Source organism: Streptomyces sp. Ag109_O5-1 (assembly GCF_003814875.1).
GTDB classification, from domain to species: Bacteria; Actinomycetota; Actinomycetes; order Streptomycetales; family Streptomycetaceae; genus Streptomyces; species Streptomyces sasae.
In genome coordinates, this window is the sequence record NZ_RKQF01000001.1 from 6,808,513 (window position 1) to 6,829,721 (window position 21,209).

A 21,209-nucleotide genomic window follows, 5' to 3' on the forward strand; every position below is an offset into this window, starting at 1 on the left:
TGCGGTCACGCTCGTCCACGACCTGCGGTCACGCTCGTCCACGACCTGCGGTCACGCTCGTCCACGACCTGCGGTCACGCTCGTCCACGCCCTGTGGCCCGCCCTCGTCCACGACCTGTGGCCGCGGCCGCTCACGCCCTGCGGTCACTCCCGTCTGGTCAACCCGCCGCCCCGCAGGTCACCACGAAGGGGTTGTCTTCGGTCCGTTGCCAGTCGCGTGACACGGGTCGGTGTCGTTGTACCGATGCCCGTCTCCCCACACCACGGCCCCACACGAACCGACGGGTGTCCTCCAACGCGCCGTACAGGAACAGGAAACGCCCATCGTGCCTGGCACCAGCCCCGCCGCCTCCTCGACCCCGCTTCTCCCGCAGGGACCGGCGCACATCGCCGTGGTCAACCTCCCGATGCAGGGGCATGTGAACCCGACCCTGGGCGTGGTGGAGGAGCTGGTGCGCCGGGGCCACCGGGTCACGTACGCCATCACCGAGGACTTCGCGCCCGCGGTCAAGGCGGCCGGCGCAGAGCCCGTCGTCTACCCCGTGGAGAGCGACGGCTCCGACGCGCCCGAGCGCCTCGCGGAGGGCTTCGCCCGCGCGGTGCACGTCTCGCTGGGCTCCCTGCCCGCGCTGACCCGGGCGTACGAACACGACCGCCCCGACCTCGTCCTCTACGACGTCTACAGCTTCGCGGGGCTGCTGCTGGGCGCCCAGTGGGGCGTGCCGACCGTCCTGTGCTCGCCCACCCACATGGCCTACGACGGACTGTTCCCCGAGTTCTTCGACGGCGCGGACGGTCTCGCCGGCCTCCCCGGGTACGACGACCTGGCCGCCGCCTTCGCCGTGCGCGGTCTCGACCCCGCCCGCATCCACGAGGTCGAGCGGCCCGACCGGGCGATCGCCTTCCTGCCCCGTTCCTTCCAGCGCGGTGCGGACACCGTCGCCGCCCGCCGCGTCGCCTACGTCGGGCCCGTCCTCGGCGACCGCTCCTACCAGGGGTCCTGGCAGCCGCCCCGCCCCGACGTGCCCGTGCTGCTGGTCTCGCTGGGCTCCCAGTTCACCCGGCGCCCGGAGTTCTACCGGGTGTGCGCCGAGGCCTTCGCGGACCTGCCCCACCATGTGGTGATGGCCGTCGGCCCGGACGTCACCCCGGACCAGCTCGGCCCGCTCCCCGCCCATGTCGAGGTGCATGCGCAGGTGCCGCAGCTGGCCGTGCTGGCGCACGCGGACGTCTTCGTGACCCATGCGGGGATGGGCGGCACGATGGAGGCCGTGCAGTACGGGGTGCCGATGGTGGCGATCCCGCAGATGGCGGAGCAGCGCGTCAACGCGGGCCGGATCGAGGACCTGGGGCTCGGGGTGCACCTGCCGCGCGAGCGGGTCACCGCGGAGTCGCTGCGGGCGGCCGTGCTGCGGGTCTCGGCGGACCCGGCCGTCCGCGCGGCCGTCGCCGGCCTGCGCGCCGAGATCGACCGGTCGGGCGGCGCGAGTGCCGCCGCGGACCTGGCCGAGGACGCGCTGGGAGCCGAGCAGGGAGCCGAGCAGTGAGCCATGCGACCCTGACGGCGGTCCCCGCCCCGGCCCCCGGGCCCGCCCCCGTGCCCGCGCAGCAGCAGGCGCACCACCACCGCCCCCACCTCTACAGCCGCCCGGTCCGGATGAGCGATCTGGACCCGATGAACCACGTGAACAACGTCCGCCTCCTGGAGATGGTCCAGGACGCCCACGTGGACCTCTTCTACCTCCAGCGCGGCCACCCCGGGCAGGCCGTTCGCGTCCGCGTGATCTACGCCCGCCACGAACTCGACTACACCGAGGCGCTCGACCTCCGTCCGGAACCGGCCGTCATCAGCACCACCGTCAGCGCGGTCCGCCGCACCTCCTTCCAGCTGACCAGCCGGATCACCCGGGGCGACCAGGTGTTCTGCACCTGTGTGAGCACCTGTGTCGCCTACGACCCCGCCGCCCGCCGCACCCGCAGGCTGGAGGACGACGAGCTGGCCGTGCTGGCCCGGCACGCGGCCTGCGACTGCTGACGAACCGCCATCCCAGTAGCTGACGGTTCGTCAGATCGGCGCTACCGTGAGCGCCATGGACACCCAGGACGGCACGTTTCCGCTGATCATCTCCGTCGACGACCACACCGTGGAGCCGCCGGACGTCTGGCAGTCCCGCCTCCCGAAGAAGTACCTGGACGTCGGACCGCGCATAGTCCGTGCCCCGCTGAGGGAGATGAGCTTCCTCGGCGGCCGGTTCAGGCCGGTCATGGGGAAGCCCGGGGAGGACGGCCCGACAGGCGACTGGTGGATCTACGAGGACCTGCACCGTCCCCTCACCCGCCTCGACACCGCCGTGGGCTACTCCCGTGACGAGATCAAGCTCGAAGTGATCACGTACGAGCAGATGCGGGCGGGGTCGTACGACGTCCCGCAGCGGCTCGCCGACATGGACGTCAACCACGTCCAGTCCGCCCTCTGCTTCCCGACCTTCCCGCGCTTCTGCGGGCAGACCTTCACCGAGGCCAAGGACCGCGAACTGGCCCTGCTCTGTGTCCAGGCGTACAACGACTGGATGGTGGAGGAGTGGTGCGGCCCGCTCGCGCAGGGTCGGCTCATCCCCCTCGCGCTCATCCCCCTGTGGGACGCGGAGCTGGCGGCCGCCGAGGTCCGCCGCAACGCGGCCCGCGGTGTCCGTGCCGTCGCCTTCTCCGAGATACCCCCGCACCTGGGGCTGCCCTCCGTCCACACCGACGCGTGGGACCCCTTCCTGGCCGCCTGCGACGAGACCGGCACGGTGGTCGCCATGCACATCGGCTCCAGCAGCAAGATGCCCTCCACCTCGGCGGACGCCCCGCCGGCCGTCGGCTCCACCATCACCTTCGCCAACTGCTGCTTCTCGGTGGTCGACTGGCTGATGAGCGGCAAGTTCGAACGCTTCCCCGACCTGAAGGTGATGTACGCGGAGGGCCAGATCGGCTGGATCCCCTACATCCTCGAACGCGCCGACGTGGTGTGGGAGGAGAACCGGGGCTGGGGCGGAGTCGCCGACAAGGTGCACCGGCCGCCGTCCGAACTCTTCGGGGAGCACGTCTACGGCTGCTTCTTCGACGACGCGTTCGGTCTGAAGAACCTGGACGCGATCGGTCTCGGCAACGTCCTCTACGAGACCGACTACCCGCACTCCGACTCCACCTGGCCGAAGTCACGGGAGGTCGGCGAGGCCCAGATGGGCCACCTGCCCCCGGACGTGGTCGAACGCATCGTCCGAGGCAACGCGATCGACCTCCTGGGCCTGACCCCCGACGGCCTGTGGCCGGGGCCGGGGGCGGTCACGACCGGCTGAGCCCCGCTCCCGCTGCCCTGCCCTGCGGGGCCGTGTCTGGATCAACGCTCCCGACCCTTGTCTGACAGAGCGTCAGGCAAGACGATGACTCCGACAGCTCCGATATGACGGATCGTCAGTTTTGGTTCACCGGATACGGCCACCGGATTCGGTTCATCGGATACGGCCACCGGATTCGGTTCATCGGATACGTCCACTGGATCCGGCCCATCGGATTCAGTCCATCGCGTTCAGGAGGGTGTGTGTCCATCCAAGCCCTGCCGGGCGGGCGGCCGGCGTACGGGATGCAGCTCCCCGTCCAGTCCCAGTCCACCATCTTCGCGGAGCCCTGGGAGGCCGCCGCCGGTCCGGCGGACCTCGTGGCGATCGCCCGCGCCGCCGAGCATGCCGGCTTCGCCTATCTCGCCGTCTGCGACCACGTGGCGATCCCGCGCCGGCTGGCCCCGGCCATGAGCACGGTCTGGTACGACCCGGTCGCCACCCTCGCCCACCTGGCCGCCGTGACCGAGCGGGTGCGCCTGCTCAGCCATGTCGCCATCGTGGGCCTACGGCACCCCCTCCTCTCCGCCAAGCAGTATGCGACCCTCGACCACCTCTCCGGCGGCCGGCTGATCCTCGGGGTCGGCGCCGGGCACGTGGCGGAGGAGTTCGAGGTGCTCGGTGTGGACTTCCGGCAGCGGGGAGCGGTGCTGGACGAGGCGATCGACGCGCTGCGGGCGGCTCTCGGGCCGGATGAGTTCCCGTCCCATCACGGGAAGTTCTACGACTTCGAGGGGCTCGGGCAGCGTCCCCGGCCCGCCCAGGAGCGGGTGCCGGTGTGGGTCGGCGGGTCGTCGCCGGCCGCCGTGCGCCGGGCCGCCCTCAAGGGCGACGGCTGGCTGCCCCAGGGCGACCCCAGGGACCGGCTGCCCGCACAGATCGACAGGCTGCTGCGGCTGCGCGAGGACGCGGGTGTCGAGGAACCGATCACCGTCGGCGCGATCGCCGAGCCGCTGTACGTCGGCGCGCCTGGGTGGGAGGTGGGCCGCCGCACCCTCAGCGGGAGTCCCGAGGAACTCGCCGAGTCGCTCAGGGCCTACGGCGAGATGGGCGTGCACCAGATCCAGGTGCGGTTCCGCAGCCGGAGCCGGGCCGAACTCATCGACCAGATCCACGCGTTCGGGGCCGAGGTCGCGCCCCGCCTGACCTGAGGAGCGGTATGGGCAAGCTGGACGGGCGCGTCGTCATCGTCACCGGGGCGGCGCGCGGGCAGGGCGAACAGGAGGCGCGGCTCTTCGTCGCGGAGGGCGCGCGGGTCGTCGTGGCGGATGTGCTGGACGACCAGGGAGAGGCGCTCGCCAAGGAGATAGGGGCGGCCTACGTCCATCTGGACGTGGGTGTGGAGGGGGAGTGGCAGGCCGCCGTGGCCGCCGCGAAGAAGGCGTACGGCCGGCTCGACGGGCTGGTGAACAACGCGGGCATCCTGCGGTTCAACGCGCTCGTGGACACGCCCCTCGACGAGTTCATGCAGGTCGTACAGGTCAACCAGGTCGGCTGCTTCCTGGGCATGAAGACGGTCGCGCCGGAGCTGGCCGACGGCGGGACCATCGTCAACACGGCCTCCTACACGGCGCTGACCGGGATGGCGGCGGTCGGCACGTACGCCGCGACCAAGCACGCGGTGCTCGGGCTCACCCGGGTCGCCGCGCTGGAACTGGCCGACCGGGGGATACGGGTCAACGCGATCTGCCCCGGCGCCATCGACACCGCGATGTCCAACCCCGCGCGGCTCGACCCGACCGCCGACCCGGCGGAGATGAGCCGCGCCCTCGACGACCTGTACCGCAAGCTCGTGCCGCTGGGCCGGATCGGGCGGGCCGAGGAGGTGGCCAGGCTGGCGCTCTTCCTGACCTCGGACGACTCGTCGTACATCACCGGGCAGCCGTTCGTGATCGACGGGGGGTGGCTGGCGGGGGTCAGTGTCATCTGACGGCTCGTCAGCTATTGACCTTTCTGACGCTACGTCAGAAAGTGCGTAGGACTCATAAGGACCACCCACCTGGACTTGGGACGGTGAACCGCCTTGGAATTCGGGCTCTTTGTACAGGGATACGTGGGCAAGCGCGCCGAGACCGACCCGCTGGCCGAGCACAAGGCACTGATGGAGGAGACCGAGTACGTCATCCAGGCGGACAAGTCGGGGTTCAAGTACGCCTGGGCCTCCGAACACCACTTCCTCGACGAGTACTCGCACCTGTCCGCCAACGACGTGTACCTCGGCTATCTGGCCCACGCCACCGAGCGGATCCACCTAGGCTCCGGGATCTTCAACCCCCTCGCCCAGGTCAACCACCCCGTGAAGGTCGCCGAGAAGGTCGCCATGCTCGACCATCTCAGCGGCAACCGCTTCGAGTTCGGCAGCGGACGCGGCGCCGGCTCCCACGAGATCCTCGGGTTCATCCCTGGTGTGACCGACATGAACTACACCAAGGAGATCTGGGAGGAGACGATCGCCGAGTTCCCCAAGATGTGGCTCCAGGACGAGTACGTCGGCTTCCAGGGCAAGCACTGGCAGCTGCCGCCGAGGAAGGTGCTGCCGAAGCCGTACGGCAAGTCGCACCCCGCGATGTGGTACGCGGCCGGATCCCCGCCGTCGTACGCCATGGCGGCGAGGAAGGGGCTGGGGGTGCTCGGGTTCAGCATCCAGAAGGTCTCCGACATGGAGTGGGTGCTGGAGCAGTACAAGACGGCGATCGTGAACGCGGAGCCGGTCGGGGACTTCGTCAACGACAACGTCATGGTGACGACGACGGCGATCTGTGCGCCGACCCACGACGAGGCGATCCGGATCGCGGCGAGCGGCGGGCTGCACTATCTGCCCTCCCTGGTGTTCCGGTACCACGACACGTTCCCGCGGCCCGAGGGGTTCCCGGTCTGGCCGGAGACGCTGCCGGAGTACACGCCGGAGTTCGTGGAGCTGCTGGTCGAGGAGGAACTGCTGATCTGCGGGGACCCGGACGAGGTGCTGCGGCAGTGCAAGCGGTGGGAGCAGGCCGGGGCGGACCAGTTGAGCTTCGGGTTGCCGGTGGGGGTGCCGAAGGAGGAGACGCTGCAGACGATCCGGTTGATCGGGGAGCACGTGATTCCGAAGATCGACACGGATCCTGTGCATCGGACCACGCGGTTCCGTCAGGGGGCTTGAGCGCGCGTTGGCGGGTGCGGGTGCGTTGTGGCTGGTCGCGCAGTTCCTCCCCCAGCCTTCGGCCGGGGGTACCCCCAGCGCCCCTAGGTAGGTAGTCCTGCCGCATACCAGGAGGTGAGCCCATGCTTGATCACGTCATCAAAGGGGCGACGGTTGTCGACGGCACCGGCGCGCCCGCTTTCGTCGCCGACGTCGGTATCCGTGACGGTCGTATCGCCGTCATCGGGTCTGTCACCGAGGAGTCCCGTACGGCCGAGGACGGCGGCGGGCTCGTCCTCGCCCCGGGGTTCGTCGATCCGCACACGCACTACGACGCCCAGCTCTTCTGGGACCCGTACGCGGTCCCTTCGTTGAACCACGGTGTCACGACCGTCGCCGCCGGGAACTGCGGGTTCACCCTCGCCCCCCTCAACCCGTCCCGCCCCGCCGACGCCGACTACACCCGCCGCATGATGTCCAAGGTCGAGGGCATGTCCCTGGTCGCCCTGGAGGAAGGGGCGCCCTGGAGCTGGAACTCCTTCGGGGAGTATCTGGACGCGCTCGAAGGGCGGATCGCCGTCAACGCCGGGTTCATGGTGGGGCACTGCGCCCTGCGCCGGTACGTGATGGGGCCGGACGCGATCGGCGGGCAGCCCAGTGAGGAGCAACTAGCCGAGATCGTACGGCTGTTGCACGAGGCCATGGACGCGGGCGCCTGGGGGTTCTCCACCACCCAGTCCAGCACCCACTCCGACGGGGACGGGCAGCCGGTGGCCTCGCGGCACGCGCTCCCCGCCGAGCTGCTGGCCCTGTCGAAAGCGGTCGGGGAGCACGAGGGGACACAGATCGAGGCGATCGTCGCCGGGTGTCTCGACCAGTTCAGCGATGCCGAGATCGAGCTGTTCGCCGAGATGAGCGCGGTGGCCGGGCGGCCGCTGAACTGGAACGTGCTGACCGTCGACGCCGCCGTGCCCGAGCGGGTCCCCCGGCAGCTCCAGGCCAGCGAGCGGGCCCGGAAGGCGGGCGGCAGGGTCGTGGCGCTGACCATGCCCATCCTCACCCCGATGAACATGTCGCTCGGGACCTTCTGCGCGCTGAACCTCATCCCCGGGTGGGGGCCGATCCTCGGACTGCCGGTTCCGGAGCGGATCGAGAAGCTGCGCGACCCGGACGTAAGGGCCGAGATGCTGGCGCGCGCCAACAGCAAGGAAGCCGGGGTCTTCCGGCGGCTGGCGAACTTCGGGCGGTACGTCATCGGGGACACCTACAGCGAGGCCAACGCCGGGCTCACCGGGCGGGTGGTCAAGGACATCGCCCAGGAGCGCGGCCAGGACCCCTTCCACTGCCTCGTCGAGATCTGCGCCGCCGACGACCTCCGCACCGTCCTGTGGCCCATGCCCACCGACAACGACCCCGCCTCCTGGGCGCTGCGCGCCGAGACCTGGCAGCACGAGGACGTGATGCTGGGCGGGTCGGACGCGGGGGCGCATCTGGACCGGATGTGCGGGGCGCCGTACACCACCCGGTTCATCGGGGACTGTCTGCGCGGGCGGAAGCTGCTCGGCCTGGAACAGGCCGTGAAGATGCTCACCGACGATCCCGCCCGGCTCTTCGGGCTGCGGGAGCGGGGGCGGATCGCGGAGGGCTGGCATGCGGACCTCGTCCTCTTCGACCCGGAGCGGATCGCCGCCGGCCAGGCCACCCTGGTGCACGACCTGCCGGGAGACAGCCCCCGCCTGGACGCGAAGGCGATCGGCGTGCACGCGGTCTGGGTCAACGGCGTCGAGGCCATCCGGGACGACGTGGTGAGCGGTGCCGTACCGGGCAGGGTGCTGCGGTCCGGGCGGGACACCAGGACGGTGAGCACCCGGTGAGTGCCGTGTCCGACGGGCAGCGGCTGTTCGTGGGCGGTGCCTGGGTGGCACCGGACGGCGGGCACTACGAGGTCGTCGACCCGGCGACCGAGGAGACCGTCGGCTGGGCCCCCGAGGCCTCCTCGGAACAGGTCCGGTCCGCGTGCGAGGCCGCCCGGGAGGCCTTCGGCGCCTGGTCGCGGACACCGGCGGGGGAGCGGGCGGCGGTGCTGGGCCGGGCCGCCGACATCATCCGGGGGCACCTGGGGCCGTACGCCGACCTGGCCCGGGCCGAGACCGGGGCGACCACCGGGACCGCCCGCGCGATGCAGGTGGGGGTGGCCGTGGCCCGCTTCCGCCGCTACGCCACCGTCGAACCGGCGGAGTGGGCGATCCCGCCGCAGATCAACGAGGCCGGCCCGATGGGCAAGGCCGGGGTGATGGGCGCGCTGGCCGTGCGCCAGCCGGTCGGTGTGGTCGCCTGCATCACGTCGTACAACAACCCGTGGGCCAACCCGGCGGGCAAGGTCGCACCGGCGCTGGCCATGGGCAACACAGTGGTGGTGAAGCCCGCCCCGCAGGATCCTCTCTCCGTCTACCGGATGGCGGAGGCGCTGGAGGCGGCGGGGGCTCCGGCCGGGGTCGTGAACGTCGTCTCCGGGCGGGACGTGGGGGTGGGCGAGGCCGTCGTCGCGTCACCCGACGTCGACATGGTGAGCTTCACCGGGTCCACGGCCGTCGGGCAGCGCATCGGCGAGGTGTGCGGGCGGGACATGAAACGCCAGTTGATGGAGCTGGGCGGGAAGGGCGCGGCGGTCGTCTTCGAGGACGCGGACGTCGGGTCGGCGGTGGCCGGGATCGGTACGACCTTCTCCTTCTACAGCGGGCAGATCTGCACGGCGCCCACGCGGGTGCTGGTGCAGCGCGGGCTGTACGACCGTCTCGTCGAGGAACTGGCGGCCTACGCGGGCAGGTTGAAGGTCGGGGATCCTTCGGAACCCGGCACGGTGGTGGGGCCGTTGATCACCGCCGAGCACCGGGCGCGCGTCGAGTCGTACGTCGAACTGGCCAGGAAGGAAGGCGCGTCGGTGATAGTCGGCGGTGAACGCCCGTCCCTGGAGCGGGGTTTCTACCTCACCCCCACCCTCCTCGCCGACTGCACGCACGACATGCGGGCCGTCCGGGAGGAGATCTTCGGCCCGGTCGTCTCCGTCGTCCCCTTCGACGAGGAGGAAGAGGGCATCGCCCTCGCCAACGACTCCGACTACGGCCTCATCGACTACGTCTGGTCGGGGGACGTGGCCCGGGCCTTCCGGGTGGCGCGGCGGCTGCGGGCGGGCGGCGTCGGGGTCAACACCGTGGGGCGGAACATGGAAGCGCCCTTCGGAGGGTTCAAGAAGAGCGGGGTGGGACGGGACGTGGGCTCGTACGCGCTGCACGCCTACAGCGAGGTGCAGGCGATCGTCTGGCCGGGATGAGGGTGTCAACTCGGTAGGCCCGCTTGCCCTTTGGGGATCCGGGAGGTGTCCCGTGCGGGCAGAGATCGGGGATCGGGTTCCGAAAGCGGTCATGGATCCGTAGCGTCCGGACGTGACAAGGGGGACGGCCGGTTTCCGGTCTGTCGATGTCCGGCCGCTTCCTTCCTCCGACACGCACGAAATCCTTGGAGACCACTCCATGAAGCTCGCCAAGAGACTCGCTCTGACCACCACGGCCGTAGCCGCCGCGGCGGCCGCCACCCTGCTCGGCACGACGGCGGTCCAGGCCGCGTCCACGCAGCCCGCCCGCCTCCCGGCCGTGCACGCCCCCGCCGCGCTGGCGGTGCCCGACGGCAACAAGCTGACCGGCGTCTACTCCGCGCACGGCGTGCAGACCTATACCTGCACCGACGGCGCCTGGAAGCTCCTGGAGCCCGCCGCCACCCTCTCCGACAAGCGGGACCGCGCCCACCGCCCGGTCGCCCTGCACTCCCGCGGCCCGGTCTGGGTCTCCACGGTCGACGGCAGCGCCGTCAACGCCTCCGCGGTCGCCACCTCCGCCAAGGACGGCGCCGTCCCCGAGCTGCTCCTGAAGGCCACGGCCACCCGTGGCGCCGGGACGTTCGAGGGCGTCACCTACGTCCAGCGCCTGGACACGGAGGGCGGCGTGGCCCCGGCCACCGCCTGCACCGGCACCGACCAGATCTCGGTGCCGTACTCGGCGACGTACGCGTTCTACAAGGCGAGCTGACCCGGTCAGTCGGTGAGATCGACCCGGATCGTCAGGAGCTGCGTGCCCAGCATCTTCACGGCCGCGCTGTTGCCCTTGGGCAGGGTGCGCAGCCGGGCGACCGGGTCGTCGTCGGGCAGCAGGTGGGCGGTGCCGTGATGCCACCGCCCGCCGATCCGCACCCGCACCCGCGGATCGGCCTGGATGTTCCGCACGTACTGCGACCTGACCCCGAACTCCGACACCAGCCAGAAGCAGTCCCCTACCCGCTTCCCCCCGAGCGGCGTCCGCCGTGGCTGCCCGGAGACCCGCCCGGTGGTCTCCAGCAGCGTCTGGAAGGGCAGCAGCCGGGTCAGCGGGTTGGCGACGTGCCGCTGGAACGCGGTGGTGACACGGAATCTGCGGTCGGACATGGACCCTCCTACTGTGTGAAGTGCGAGGCGGGGTGGCGGGGGTCGGCCGAGCAGACGAACAGACCCGCGTGGCCGCCCCGGCCGATGGTCATGCCCGTCGGTTCCAGCGCGGCCCAGCAGGCGTCGGTGTGCGGCTCCAGCCCGCGCTCCTCCAGGGGCCAGAAACGGTCGGGCGTACCTTCCGGGCCCCAGCTGCCCAGCCCGTACTCGGACGTGTCGAACTGCAGGAACAGCTCCAGCGGCGCCCGGCACGCCTCGCACTCCAGGCGCTCGGGCCGGTCGGTCACACCCCAGGTCATACTGCCGCCCAGCTTGTAGCCGGGGATCGCCGACACGTCGTCGGGCAGATTCCGTTCGGCGAGCCAGGCCTCGTAGCGCCGCGCCGGTCCGGCCGGGAGCTCCTGGACGCAGGGGTACTCCGTCAGCCGCTCCGGGTGCAGCACACAGGGGCGCGGGACCATGTCCGGATCGGGGTCCTCGGAGCGCGGCTGCTCGGTGAGGAGGCCGGTCACCTCGGCTGCCCGGCGCCAGAACAGCCGGCACGCCTGGCCCCAGCCCTCCGGATGCGGCTGGTCGTGCCAGTCCGGGCACCACAGCAGCTGTACGACGTCAGTGCCGTCCGGGAAGCGGATCTCCGGGAAGTCCGCCGTCGTCAACTGGGCCACCGCGGCCATCGGCTCCTCGTGCTCGCCGCACCGCGGCCACGGCTCGGCGGCCGGCCACAGCATCGGGCCACCGAGGTGACTGCCCCGTGGCCCGGGGACGCCCCGGCGCGGATGCAGCCGTACGACCGTACGTGCGTACGGCGCCAACTCGGGGAAGTCCCGGGCCGGATCGTGGGAGGCGGGCGCGGTGGTGAGACTCACATGCGCAGTTTCGCAGACGCCTCCGACACCGCACCGGGGGGTTCCAGCGGCGACCGACGAGATCAGGAACTCGCCCGAGACCATGACGGCCCTGGAAGACGCGCGAGCCGAAGGCGGCGGCGCCGACGCGGGGAAAAATGTTCCAGGCCGTTGTCGATCCGGTCGTGTCTCGTTCGACGTCATGGTGTGGGGCGGCTTGCCCCGCGACGGTGCGACAGGGTCTGGTGAGGAACGACGTGGATCAGCTGCTGAAAGTCATGAACTTCAACGTCTCGAGTGACGGGATCGGTGCCGGTCCCGGTGAGGACCAGAGTCTTGAGCGGCCGTTCGGCCTCGACCGGCCCGAGCGGCTCTTCTCCTGGGCCGGGGCCACGGCGAGCTGGCCCATGCGGACCGAACCCGGCGGGAGCCGGGGGCTCGACGACTACTTCACACGGGAATTCGCGTGGAACATCGGTGCCGAGATCATGGGCCGCAACAAGTTCGGGCCCCAGCGTGGCCCATGGCAGGACCATGACTGGCTCGGCTGGTGGGGCGACGAGCCCCCGTTCCACACGCCGGTGTTCGTCATGACCCACCACGAGCGGCCGTCGTTCACGCTCTCCGACACCACCTTCCACTTCGTGGACGGCGACCCGGCCTCGGTCCTCCGGCAGGCGCGGGAAGCGGCGCAAGGCAAGGACGTCCGGCTCGGCGGCGGGGTCACCACCATCCGGCAGTTCCTCGAAGCCGACCTCGTCGACACCCTGCACGTGGCGGTCTCGCCGTTCACGCTCGGGTCCGGACTACGGCTGTGGGAGTCCCCCGACGAACTGCTCGACCGCTTCCACCTGGACGTCGTGCCCAGCCCCAGCGGCGTGACGCACCACCTGTTCTGGCGGAGGTGAGGACCGAGGCGTACTGGCCGCCGGTCGGCCGGTGCGCGGGGCGGATCAGTTGCGCGTGCCGGCCGGTGGGCCGACGACGGTGGTGAGCCGGAGTCCGGTCTCGTCCTCACTGCCCGGCGCGGCGGTCATGATGACGATCTTGAGCTCGGTGTCGCCGTCGGGCAGGACATCGCAGTCCACGGTGACCGGGCCCACCGACGGGTGATCGACCGTCGTGCGGACCTCGCGGTTCGCGGTCACCTCTCCCGTCGCCCACAGCTCGGCATGAACGACGTCCCGTCGGACGGCATCACGGTTTACGGGCCACACCGACGTACAGCGGGACCGGGGAGTGGGGTTTCCGGTCGCCGGGCTCGGGGTGCCAGTCCGTGGCCACCTGGATGCCGGGTTCCACGAGTTCGAGGCCTTCGAAGAAGCGGGTGAACTCCGCCCGGGAGCGGACCTGCGCGGGCACCCCGCTCTCGCGGTAGATGCCGACGATCTTCTCCCACGTCTCCGGATCGAAGTCCCCGGTCACGTGTGAGAGCACGAGATGGCTTCCGGAGGGGAGGGAATCGAGGAGGCTCTCCACAAGGTCGTAGGGCCGGTGCTCGTCGGAGAGGAAGTGGAGGAGGGCGACCATGGACAGGGCGACCGGCTGATCGAGGTCGAGGATCTCCCCCGCGCCCTCGATTATCTTCTCGGGTTCCCTGGCGTCGGCCTGGATGTACCCGGTCCGCCCCTTGGGAGTGCTGCGCAGGAGCGCCTCCGCGTGCCGCAGCACGATGGGGTCGTTGTCCACGTAGACGACGCGCGCGGCGGGAGCGACCTCCTGCACCACCTGGTGGAGATTGGGCGCGGTCGGAATCCCGGTCCCGATGTCGAGGAACTGGCGTATGCCACGCTCCGCCAGCAGCCGGCAGGCCCGGTTCATGAAGGTGCGGTTGATGCGCGCGCCCGTTCCGATTTCCGGGAAGAGGGACATCACCCGATCCGCCGCTTCCGAGTCGACGGGGTAGTTGTCCTTGCCGCCCAGGTAGTAGTCGTACATGCGGGCCGGGTGCGGCCTGCTGGTGTCGATGGGCGGCGGCGTCGAGTTCTGCTCTGCCTCGTTCAACGGAATCTCTCCTCGGGCTCTCGCGGTGATCTCAAACGTACGATGCCCGGCTCCCCTCGGAGGGGGAAACCGGGCATCAGCGCCGCCAGGGCGCCGGGGACCGTGCCGAGTGCCGTCTCGTGGCGCGACTCCGCCCTGCCGTAGGCCGCGTACGACGGGGTCGTGCGCCACTCCACCACGCCCGATCCGGCGACCGGGACGGGATCGCTGGTCAGGCGGCTAATGCCGTTCCCACTGGTCCTTGGTGATCTCGTACCGTACGCCGCCGTGCTCGGAGCCTTCGACCGTCTCCATGTCGGGGGGAGTGGGGATGGTCTCCGCGAGTGTCATCGCGAGCTTCTCCATGATGTTGCGCGAACCGTGGTTCACGGACATCGTCTCCGCCCAGACCATGCGCACACCGAGCTCGCGGAACGCCTTGCCCAGCAGGGCCCGTGAGCCCTCGGTGGCATAACCCCTGCCCCAGGCCGCCTGCCGCAGCCGGTAGCCGAGTTCGACCTCGTCCAGCGGGCCCTCCGGTTCGGGGCGCAGGATGAACCAGCCGATGAACGCGCCGCCGTCCTTCTCGTGCGCGGCGAACAGCCCGAGATTGCCGCCCCACTTGTCATAGTTCGCGAGGATGTTCGGCAGGTAGCGCTCACGGACGATCTCCGGCGGGGTCGGAGTGCCGCCGGTCAGGTAGCGCATCACCGCCGGGTCGCTGTCCAGCTCGATCAGCAGGTCCGCGTCGTCGGCGGTGAAGCGGCGCAGAGCCAGCCTCGGGGTCTCCAGGTAGGTGTCCACCAGCGGATGATGCCTGAAGCGGACCGGGCGGCCCAACGGGTTTTCCTCGGACACCGAGCCGTGGACCGGTGAGGTTCACCGCCCCAGGAAGATCGGGTTCGTCAGTGCCGCCAGGGCGCCGGGGACCGTGCCCGCCGCCGTCTCGTGGCGCAGTTCCGCGCGGACGTACGCCGCGTACGACGGGGTCGTCCGCCACTCCACCGTGCCGGAGCCGGCCACCGGGAGGGGATCGCTGGTGAGGAGGACCCCCTGGTCGGTGACGAAGCGGACCGTGCAGCGCGGCACGCCGGAGGCCTCCAGGCGGACGGCCACCGGGGTGTCCGCGTCGACCGCGAGGCGCTCGCCGATCCCGGCCTGCTCGCCCCGCCCGCCCGTCGCCGTGAAGCTCAGGGTCACGTTCTTCGACTCGGCGATGTAGGAACGGCCCGCGCGCAGGCCCTCCTGGATGGCCTCGCGGGACAGGTCGTCGGCGAGGACGACCGTCTGGGGCGAGCCGACGACGTCCGGGTCCCGGTGCGCGTCGCTGTTGCCCATGCCCGGGAGCCACTGCCGGTTGTTCCGCACCGACGCCACCAGCGAGGCGTCCCAGGCCGCCAGCGCCACCTCGTCGTCGGGCGTGTAGGGCCCGTTCCAGACCTCGACCGCGTCCGCCTCCCCGAACCCGAACTTCCAGGCGCAGCCCACACAGGTGGCGTGCGGATGTGCCGGTACGACGAGACCGCCGGCCTTGTGGATCTGGTGCGCGAAGTGACCGAACCGGTTGTCCCGGGCCCGGTAGCGCCAGTCGACGAAGGTGCCGGGGTCGGTGCCGAGGGCGACGACATGGCCGTTGCGGGTCGTGACCTCCTCGCCGAGCATGATCAGCAGGTCGTCGCCGGCCTGGTCGGCCCAGTGCGCGTGCGCCGAGTGCGTGTTGTGCTCGGAGGAGTTGATGAAGTCCAGGCCGGCGGCCCGGGCCAGGGCGGCGATCTCGGCGGGGGTGCGGCGGCCGTCGGAGTACCAGGAGTGCAGGTGGCAGTCGCCGCGGTACCAGTCCCGGCCGCGGCCCTTGGCCCGTTGCGGCGGGTAGACCGGGCGGACCGGGGTGCCGGGTTCGCCGTCGGTCAGGGTGATCGTCAGCTCGTACGTCAGGCCCTGCGGGGCGACCGTGTACGGGCCGAGGGCGATGTGCCAGGTGCCCGCGCCGACCGGGCCGGGGAGGTAGCCGGGGGTCGCGTCGTCGGCGCGGACGAAGAACTCCGTGCGGGCGCCGCCGGACCAGCCCCGGAAGCCCTTGCCGCCCAGCTCGGTGCCGTGCTGGTCGAAGATGCCGATGTCGAGTGCGTTGCCGGTGGTGCCGGCCGGGACGCTCGGTCTGTCGTAGGTGTAGGAGACCCTGATCTCCCGTACGCCGGTGGGGACTTCGACCGGTACGTACACGAAGTCGGGGGAGCCGGGCGGCAGCGTGCCGCTCACCGTCGCCGTCCTCTGAGTCCCCGGGCCCTGACCGTCCGCCGCTGCGAAGCTCACGGGTCCCAACGTAAGGGCTGCCGCCGCGCCCGTCACGAACAGTGCGCGCCTGCCGATGCCGTGCGTGTCCTCACACATGCCGGTCACTCTCCCCTCCGGACGTGAACTCCCCTGGAAGGACAGGGAATCCACAGGCGTCTGTATGTCATGTGCATAGCCGTGTGAAAGGCGGGGCGTGTGATGCCGACCGGTCGGTATGGACATATCGAGCCACCCCCGGTACAGATGGGCCATGCGTATAGCCGTCACGATCTTCCTCACCGACGAGACCATCGCCCCCGTCCGGCTCGCCCGTGAGCTGGAGGAGCGCGGTTTCGCCGGCCTGTACCTGCCCGAGCACACCCACATCCCCGTCGAGCGGACCACCCCGTACCCGGCCGGCGGCGACCTGCCGCGCGAGTACGGCCGTACCCTCGACCCCTTCGTCGCCCTCGGCCAGGCCGCCGCGGTCACCGACCGCCTCGGCCTCGGCACCGGCATCACCCTGGTCTCCCAGCACGACCCCATCGACCTCGCCAAGCAGATCGCCACGCTCGACCACCTGTCCGGCGGCCGCTTCACGCTCGGCGTCGGCTTCGGCTGGAACGTGGAGGAAGCCGCGGACCACGGGGTGGCCTGGCGGACGCGGCGGGAACTGACCCGGGACCGGATGGCCCTGATGCGGGCGCTGTGGGCGGAGGAACCGACCGCGTACGAGGGGGAGTTCGGCAGCGTACGGGCCTCCTCCGCCTTCCCCAAGCCGGTGCAGAAGCCGCGCGGTCCGGTCGCCGGGCCGCGCACGCTGATCGGCGGGGCCGCGGGGCCGAAGCTGTTCGCGCACATCGCCGAGTATGCGGACGGGTGGATGCCGATCGGGGGACGCGGGCTGACCGAGTCGCTGCCGGTGCTCCGCTCGGTGTGGGCCGATGCGGGGCGGGACGCGGCCGCGCTCCAGGTGGTGCCGTACGCCGTGTATCCGACGCCGGGGAAGCTGGCGCACTACGCGGAGCTGGGCATCGAGGAGGTCGTGGTGCAGCTGCCTCCGGCGGGGGAGGCGGAGGTGTTGGACGTGCTGGACGCGTGTGCGCAGTACCTCTGAGCGGGGCGCCGTCCCGTCTGCCGGGTCGAGGGTGGTGTGCGGCCGCGGGTCCGTTGTGGCTTGTCGCGCAGTTCCCCGCGCCCCTCCAGGGGCGCGGGGAACTGCGCGGGCAACCACTCTCCACCCGCACTCGGCAACGCATCAGTAGCTCTCAAGGTCACCCCCGCCCCTGCTGAACCGGCGGAGTCCCTCCGTATGCTCGAAGAATGACGACTTCCGCGACCTCCGGAACCGGCCCCACCGAGAACTCCATGCGTCGCGCCCTCAAACGCGCCCGGGACGGCGTCGCCCTCGACGTCTCCGAGGCCGCCGTTCTCCTCCAGGCGCGCGGCGGGGCCCTCGACGACCTCGCCGCGTCCGCCGCCCGGGTCCGCGACGCGGGCCTCGCGGAGGCGGGCCGCCCCGGTGTCATCACGTATTCGAAGAGCGTCTTCATCCCCCTCACCCGCCTGTGCCGTGACAAGTGCCACTACTGCACGTTCGTCACCGTCCCCGGCAAGCTGCGCCGGGCCGGGCACGGGATGTTCATGTCCCCCGACGAGGTCCTCGACGTCGCCCGCAAGGGCGCTGCCCTCGGCTGCAAGGAAGCCCTGATCACCCTCGGTGACAAGCCCGAGGAGCGCTGGCCCGAGGCGCGCGAATGGCTCGACGCGCACGGTTACGACGACACCATCGCCTATGTCCGCGCCATCTCCATCCGCATCCTGGAGGAGACGGGCCTGCTGCCCCACCTCAACCCCGGCGTGATGTCCTGGACCGACTTCCAGCGCCTCAAGCCGGTCGCGCCGAGCATGGGGATGATGCTGGAGACGACCGCGACCCGGCTGTGGTCCGAGCCCGGCGGCCCGCACCACGGCTCCCCGGACAAGGAACCCGCCGTACGGCTGCGGGTCCTGGAGGACGCCGGCCGTTCCTCCGTCCCCTTCACCTCCGGCATCCTGATCGGCATCGGCGAGACGTACGAGGAGCGCGCCGACTCCCTGTTCGCGCTGCGCCGGGTGGCCCGGTCGTACCACGGTGTGCAGGAACTGATCATCCAGAACTTCCGGGCCAAGCCCGACACGGCGATGCGCGGAATGCCGGACGCCGAACTGGACGAACTGGTCGCGGCCGTGGCGGTGGCCCGGCTGGTGATGGGCCCGGCGGGCAACATCCAGGCCCCGCCCAACCTGGTCGACAGCGAGTACGAGCGCCTGATCGCGGCCGGTATCGACGACTGGGGCGGGGTCTCCCCGCTCACCATCGACCACGTCAACCCCGAACGCCCCTGGCCGCAGATCGAGGAACTGGCCCGGAAGTCGGCGGCCGCCGGCTTCGAACTGCGGGAACGTCTCTGCGTGTACCCGGAGTTCGTCCGCCGCGGCGAGCCCTGGCTGGACCCGCGCCTGCGCCCGCACGTCGCCGCCCTGGCGGACCCGGAGACGGGCCTCGCGGTCCCGGACGCGGTCGTCGAGGGGCATCCGTGGCAGGAGCCGGAGGAGGTCTTCGTCCCGACCGGCCGTACCGATCTGCACACCGCCATCGACACCGAGGGCCGTACGGGCGACCGCCGCGACGACTTCGACGAGGTGTACGGCGACTGGGGCGCCCTGCGCGAGGCGGCCGCCCCCGGCATGGCCCCGGAGCGCATCGACACGGACGTACGCGCGGCCCTGGCGACCGCGGCCGACGACCCGACGAAGCTGACGGACGCCGAGGCCCTCGCCCTCTTCCACGCGGACGGCCCGGCGCTGGACGCGCTGACGAGGATCGCCGACGACGTCCGGAAGGCCGCGGTGGGCGACAACGTCACCTACATCGTCACCCGCAACATCAACTTCACCAACGTCTGTTACACCGGCTGCCGCTTCTGCGCCTTCGCGCAGCGCCGCACGGACGCGGACGCGTACACCCTCTCCCTGGAGCAGGTCGCCGACCGGGCGCAGCAGGCGTGGGACGTGGGCGCGGTCGAGGTCTGCATGCAGGGCGGCATCCACCCGGATCTGCCCGGCACCGCGTACTTCGACATCGCGAAGGCGGTGAAGGAACGCGTCCCCGGCATGCACGTGCACGCCTTCTCGCCGATGGAGGTGGTCAACGGCGCGACCCGCACCGGTATGTCGATCCGCGAGTGGCTGACCGCGGCGAAGGAGTCGGGCCTGGACACGATCCCCGGGACGGCGGCGGAGATCCTGGACGACGAGGTGAGGTGGGTGCTGACCAAGGGCAAGCTGCCCGCCGCCACCTGGATCGAGGTGGTCACCACGGCCCACGAGGTGGGCATCCGGTCGTCCTCGACGATGATGTACGGCCATGTCGACCAGCCCCGCCACTGGCTGGGCCACCTGCGCACGCTGGCCGGCATCCAGCAGCGGACCGGCGGCTTCACGGAGTTCGTCACCCTCCCCTTCATCCACACCAACGCCCCCGTCTACCTGGCGGGCATCTCCCGCCCGGGTCCGACGATGCGCGACAACCGGGCGGTGACGGCGATGGCCCGTCTGCTCCTCCATCCGTACATCCCGAACATCCAGACAAGCTGGGTGAAACTGGGCGCTGAGGGTGCGGCGGAGATGCTCCGCTCGGGCGCGAACGACCTGGGCGGAACGTTGATGGAGGAGACGATCTCGCGGATGGCGGGCTCGTCGTACGGCTCGTACAAGTCGGTGCGCGATCTGATCGCGGTGGCGGAGGCGGCGGGGCGTCCGGCGAAGCCGCGTACGACGTTGTACGGCGAGGTGCCGCAGGAGCGGCAGCGGGCGGCGGAGGCCTCCGACGGTCACCTGCCGGAGTTGCTGCCGGTGCTGGACTGAGCGGGAGAGCGGGAGGGGCCCTCGGGTACGGCCCGGTACGATGATCCGACCTCTGTCGTCTGTGCAGGGGGCCTCACAGCGGAGGAGATGCGTACCCGTGGCTGCCCTACTGCCCTCCTGGGTCACGGTCACCGGCCTGACGGCGGGGGCGACGGTGGCCGTCGTCTTCCTCGCCGTACAGGCCGAGAAGGGGCCGCACCCCACGGCCGCGGCGGTCCGCCCGTCGGCGAGCGCGTCGGCGGGCGCCCACCCCTCCGCGTCACCGGCCCCGGCGAAGGCCCCCGGGATACCGGCGGCCTCCGGCACGGGCCGCCGGGTCGTCTACGCGCTCGGCGACAAGCGGGTGTGGCTGGTCGACGCGACCGGCAAGGCGACCCGCACCTTCACGGTGTGGCCGGGGACGGTGAGTCCCGACCCCGGCACCTACACGGTCACCAGGACCAAGGCGTCCACGACCGGCTCGGACGGCGTCCAGATCGAGCACATCCTGTACTTCGCCTATAAGTCGGGCCTGTCGGTCGCCTTCTCCAACGCGGTCGACGGCTCGTCCCCGCCACCGGCCGCTGCCGGCAAGCAGACCAGCGGCATTCGCATGCCCAAGGCGGACGGCGCGGCCCTGTGGACGTTCGGCACGGAGCCGGACACCAAGGTGACGGTGGTCAAGTAGCCGACGAGCGCTCCGGCAGCTGTACGACGACGAGCGCTATGCCGGTGAGCACCAGTACCCGGGTCGCGGCGTCGAGGCCGTTCCAGGTCTTCGACTGCCACATGGCGAACCACTCACCGCCGATGGCGATGAACCCGGCGCCGAAGAGCAGCACGAGCATCAGCAGGCCGTAGGTGGAGAGCTGGCGCGCGCGAACGTTGTCACGCCGGAACCACAGCACGGTCCCGGCGATCAGCACGAGCGCGGCGACGGTCTCCCAGACGATGATGGCGATGTAGGCGGCGTTCTCGAGTCCCTTGTCCGTGATGGCCCGCCACATCAGATCGTCGTCCTTGAACGTGGTGTCCATGGCCAGGACATGCTGGACGAAGGCCTGGTTGGTGCCGAAGTCGGTGATGTTCCCCAGCGCGACGAGGGCGATGTAGAGGGCGACCGTGCCGGTGAGGACGGCGGCTGCGAGCGCGAGTGCGCGTGATGAGTGGGAGGTGGACATGTCACCGTCCTTCCCGCTCCCCGGTGTTCACACCCCCTGTGCGGCAAGCGCCGTTCGACGTCG

At 71.0% G+C, this 21,209-nt stretch carries 20 protein-coding genes; 13 read left to right on the forward strand and 7 right to left on the reverse strand.

All coding sequences use genetic code 11. From position 1 onward, the window contains the following. Window positions 1–326: 326 nt before the first annotated feature. The 9 genes from EDD90_RS30905 to EDD90_RS30945 all read left to right on the forward strand — a co-directional run bounded on the left by EDD90_RS30905 (window position 327) and on the right by EDD90_RS30945 (window position 10,583). Window positions 327–1,547 carry a macrolide family glycosyltransferase gene (locus tag EDD90_RS30905; RefSeq protein WP_260328196.1) on the forward strand — a complete coding sequence of 407 codons (1,221 nt, stop codon included), beginning with the start codon at window positions 327–329 and terminating at the stop codon, window positions 1,545–1,547. Then, complete coding sequence (locus EDD90_RS30910) at window positions 1,544–2,035, forward strand: thioesterase family protein (RefSeq protein ID WP_123976196.1); 492 nt, start codon at window positions 1,544–1,546, stop codon at window positions 2,033–2,035. Before EDD90_RS30905 ends, EDD90_RS30910 begins: the two co-directional genes overlap by 4 nt. Before the next feature lie 55 nt (window positions 2,036–2,090). Then, window positions 2,091–3,341 carry an amidohydrolase family protein gene (locus tag EDD90_RS30915; protein WP_123976197.1) on the forward strand — a complete coding sequence of 417 codons (1,251 nt, stop codon included), beginning with the start codon at window positions 2,091–2,093 and terminating at the stop codon, window positions 3,339–3,341. 284 nt (window positions 3,342–3,625) lie between these two features. Continuing rightward, window positions 3,626–4,531: an LLM class F420-dependent oxidoreductase gene (locus tag EDD90_RS30920; RefSeq protein ID WP_123981851.1), complete on the forward strand. Its 906-nt coding sequence runs from the start codon at window positions 3,626–3,628 to the stop codon at window positions 4,529–4,531. An 8-nt stretch (window positions 4,532–4,539) separates the two neighbouring features. Then, the gene (locus EDD90_RS30925) at window positions 4,540–5,310 is read left to right on the forward strand and encodes an SDR family NAD(P)-dependent oxidoreductase (RefSeq protein ID WP_123976198.1); all 771 of its coding nucleotides are present in this window, start codon (window positions 4,540–4,542) and stop codon (window positions 5,308–5,310) included. A gap of 93 nt (window positions 5,311–5,403) precedes the next feature. Further along, a complete protein-coding gene (locus tag EDD90_RS30930) occupies window positions 5,404–6,522 on the forward strand; it encodes an LLM class flavin-dependent oxidoreductase (protein WP_123976199.1) in 1,119 nt (372 codons plus the stop codon). Window positions 6,523–6,644: 122 nt separating this feature from the next. Beyond that, window positions 6,645–8,375: an amidohydrolase family protein gene (locus EDD90_RS30935; protein ID WP_123976200.1), complete on the forward strand. Its 1,731-nt coding sequence runs from the start codon at window positions 6,645–6,647 to the stop codon at window positions 8,373–8,375. Next, complete coding sequence (locus EDD90_RS30940; protein WP_123976201.1) at window positions 8,372–9,832, forward strand: aldehyde dehydrogenase family protein; 1,461 nt, start codon at window positions 8,372–8,374, stop codon at window positions 9,830–9,832. The genes EDD90_RS30935 and EDD90_RS30940 overlap by 4 nt, the downstream gene beginning before the upstream one ends. A gap of 199 nt (window positions 9,833–10,031) precedes the next feature. Next, window positions 10,032–10,583, forward strand: coding sequence for a DUF3455 domain-containing protein (locus tag EDD90_RS30945; RefSeq protein WP_123976202.1), 552 nt, complete (start codon window positions 10,032–10,034; stop codon window positions 10,581–10,583). 5 nt (window positions 10,584–10,588) lie between these two features. Here the strand turns inward: EDD90_RS30945 and EDD90_RS30950 are convergent, their stop codons facing one another. Together EDD90_RS30950 and EDD90_RS30955 are read right to left on the reverse strand one after the other, a co-directional pair. After that, complete coding sequence (locus tag EDD90_RS30950) at window positions 10,589–10,975, reverse strand: nitroreductase/quinone reductase family protein (protein WP_123976203.1); 387 nt, start codon at window positions 10,973–10,975, stop codon at window positions 10,589–10,591. A gap of 8 nt (window positions 10,976–10,983) precedes the next feature. Then, window positions 10,984–11,841: a hypothetical protein gene (locus EDD90_RS30955; protein ID WP_123976204.1), complete on the reverse strand. Its 858-nt coding sequence runs from the start codon at window positions 11,839–11,841 to the stop codon at window positions 10,984–10,986. 236 nt (window positions 11,842–12,077) lie between these two features. On the opposite strand from EDD90_RS30955, the gene EDD90_RS30960 reads away from it, so the two are divergent. Beyond that, on the forward strand, window positions 12,078–12,728 hold the full coding sequence (locus EDD90_RS30960) for a dihydrofolate reductase family protein (protein WP_123976205.1): 651 nt from the start codon (window positions 12,078–12,080) through the stop codon (window positions 12,726–12,728). 45 nt (window positions 12,729–12,773) lie between these two features. Here EDD90_RS30960 and EDD90_RS30965 read toward each other — a convergent pair whose 3' ends face one another. The 4 genes from EDD90_RS30965 to EDD90_RS30980 form a co-directional block, all read right to left on the reverse strand. After that, window positions 12,774–13,037, reverse strand: coding sequence for a hypothetical protein (locus EDD90_RS30965; RefSeq protein ID WP_311737226.1), 264 nt, complete (start codon window positions 13,035–13,037; stop codon window positions 12,774–12,776). Then, window positions 13,018–13,824 (reverse strand): SAM-dependent methyltransferase, encoded by an 807-nt coding sequence (locus EDD90_RS30970; RefSeq protein WP_123976206.1) that lies wholly within the window; start codon window positions 13,822–13,824, stop codon window positions 13,018–13,020. Before EDD90_RS30970 ends, EDD90_RS30965 begins: the two co-directional genes overlap by 20 nt. A 219-nt stretch (window positions 13,825–14,043) precedes the next feature. Further along, entirely contained in the window at window positions 14,044–14,607 is a 564-nt protein-coding gene (locus tag EDD90_RS30975; RefSeq protein WP_123976207.1) for a GNAT family N-acetyltransferase, read from the reverse strand. Window positions 14,608–14,682: 75 nt separating this feature from the next. Continuing rightward, window positions 14,683–16,194 carry a CehA/McbA family metallohydrolase gene (locus EDD90_RS30980; RefSeq protein WP_123976208.1) on the reverse strand — a complete coding sequence of 504 codons (1,512 nt, stop codon included), beginning with the start codon at window positions 16,192–16,194 and terminating at the stop codon, window positions 14,683–14,685. Between the two features lie 154 nt (window positions 16,195–16,348). On the opposite strand from EDD90_RS30980, the gene EDD90_RS30985 reads away from it, so the two are divergent. The 3 genes from EDD90_RS30985 (at window position 16,349) to EDD90_RS30995 (ending at window position 20,653) form a co-directional block, all read left to right on the forward strand. Further along, complete coding sequence (locus EDD90_RS30985; RefSeq protein ID WP_123976209.1) at window positions 16,349–17,194, forward strand: LLM class F420-dependent oxidoreductase; 846 nt, start codon at window positions 16,349–16,351, stop codon at window positions 17,192–17,194. Between the two features lie 206 nt (window positions 17,195–17,400). After that, window positions 17,401–19,986, forward strand: coding sequence for a bifunctional FO biosynthesis protein CofGH (locus tag EDD90_RS30990; protein WP_123976210.1), 2,586 nt, complete (start codon window positions 17,401–17,403; stop codon window positions 19,984–19,986). A gap of 97 nt (window positions 19,987–20,083) precedes the next feature. After that, the gene (locus EDD90_RS30995; RefSeq protein WP_123976211.1) at window positions 20,084–20,653 is read left to right on the forward strand and encodes a hypothetical protein; all 570 of its coding nucleotides are present in this window, start codon (window positions 20,084–20,086) and stop codon (window positions 20,651–20,653) included. On the opposite strand, the gene EDD90_RS31000 is transcribed toward EDD90_RS30995, so the two are convergent. Beyond that, window positions 20,646–21,146 (reverse strand): DUF2165 domain-containing protein, encoded by a 501-nt coding sequence (locus EDD90_RS31000; protein ID WP_123976212.1) that lies wholly within the window; start codon window positions 21,144–21,146, stop codon window positions 20,646–20,648. The genes EDD90_RS30995 and EDD90_RS31000 overlap by 8 nt on opposite strands. Between the last annotated feature and the right edge of the window lie 63 nt (window positions 21,147–21,209).

Bases quoted from the DNA above. Each gene is read 5' to 3' on its own strand.
- EDD90_RS31000 (WP_123976212.1), bottom strand. From the start codon at position 21,146: ATGTCCACCTCCCACTCATCACGCGCACTCGCGCTCGCAGCCGCCGTC.
- EDD90_RS30925 (WP_123976198.1), top strand. From the start codon at position 4,540: ATGGGCAAGCTGGACGGGCGCGTCGTCATCGTCACCGGGGCGGCGCGC.
- EDD90_RS30980 (WP_123976208.1), bottom strand. From the start codon at position 16,194: ATGTGTGAGGACACGCACGGCATCGGCAGGCGCGCACTGTTCGTGACG.
- EDD90_RS30915 (WP_123976197.1), top strand. From the start codon at position 2,091: ATGGACACCCAGGACGGCACGTTTCCGCTGATCATCTCCGTCGACGAC.
- EDD90_RS30935 (WP_123976200.1), top strand. From the start codon at position 6,645: ATGCTTGATCACGTCATCAAAGGGGCGACGGTTGTCGACGGCACCGGC.
- EDD90_RS30950 (WP_123976203.1), bottom strand. From the start codon at position 10,975: ATGTCCGACCGCAGATTCCGTGTCACCACCGCGTTCCAGCGGCACGTC.
- EDD90_RS30990 (WP_123976210.1), top strand. From the start codon at position 17,401: ATGACGACTTCCGCGACCTCCGGAACCGGCCCCACCGAGAACTCCATG.
- EDD90_RS30985 (WP_123976209.1), top strand. From the start codon at position 16,349: ATGCGTATAGCCGTCACGATCTTCCTCACCGACGAGACCATCGCCCCC.
- EDD90_RS30920 (WP_123981851.1), top strand. From the start codon at position 3,626: ATGCAGCTCCCCGTCCAGTCCCAGTCCACCATCTTCGCGGAGCCCTGG.
- EDD90_RS30945 (WP_123976202.1), top strand. From the start codon at position 10,032: ATGAAGCTCGCCAAGAGACTCGCTCTGACCACCACGGCCGTAGCCGCC.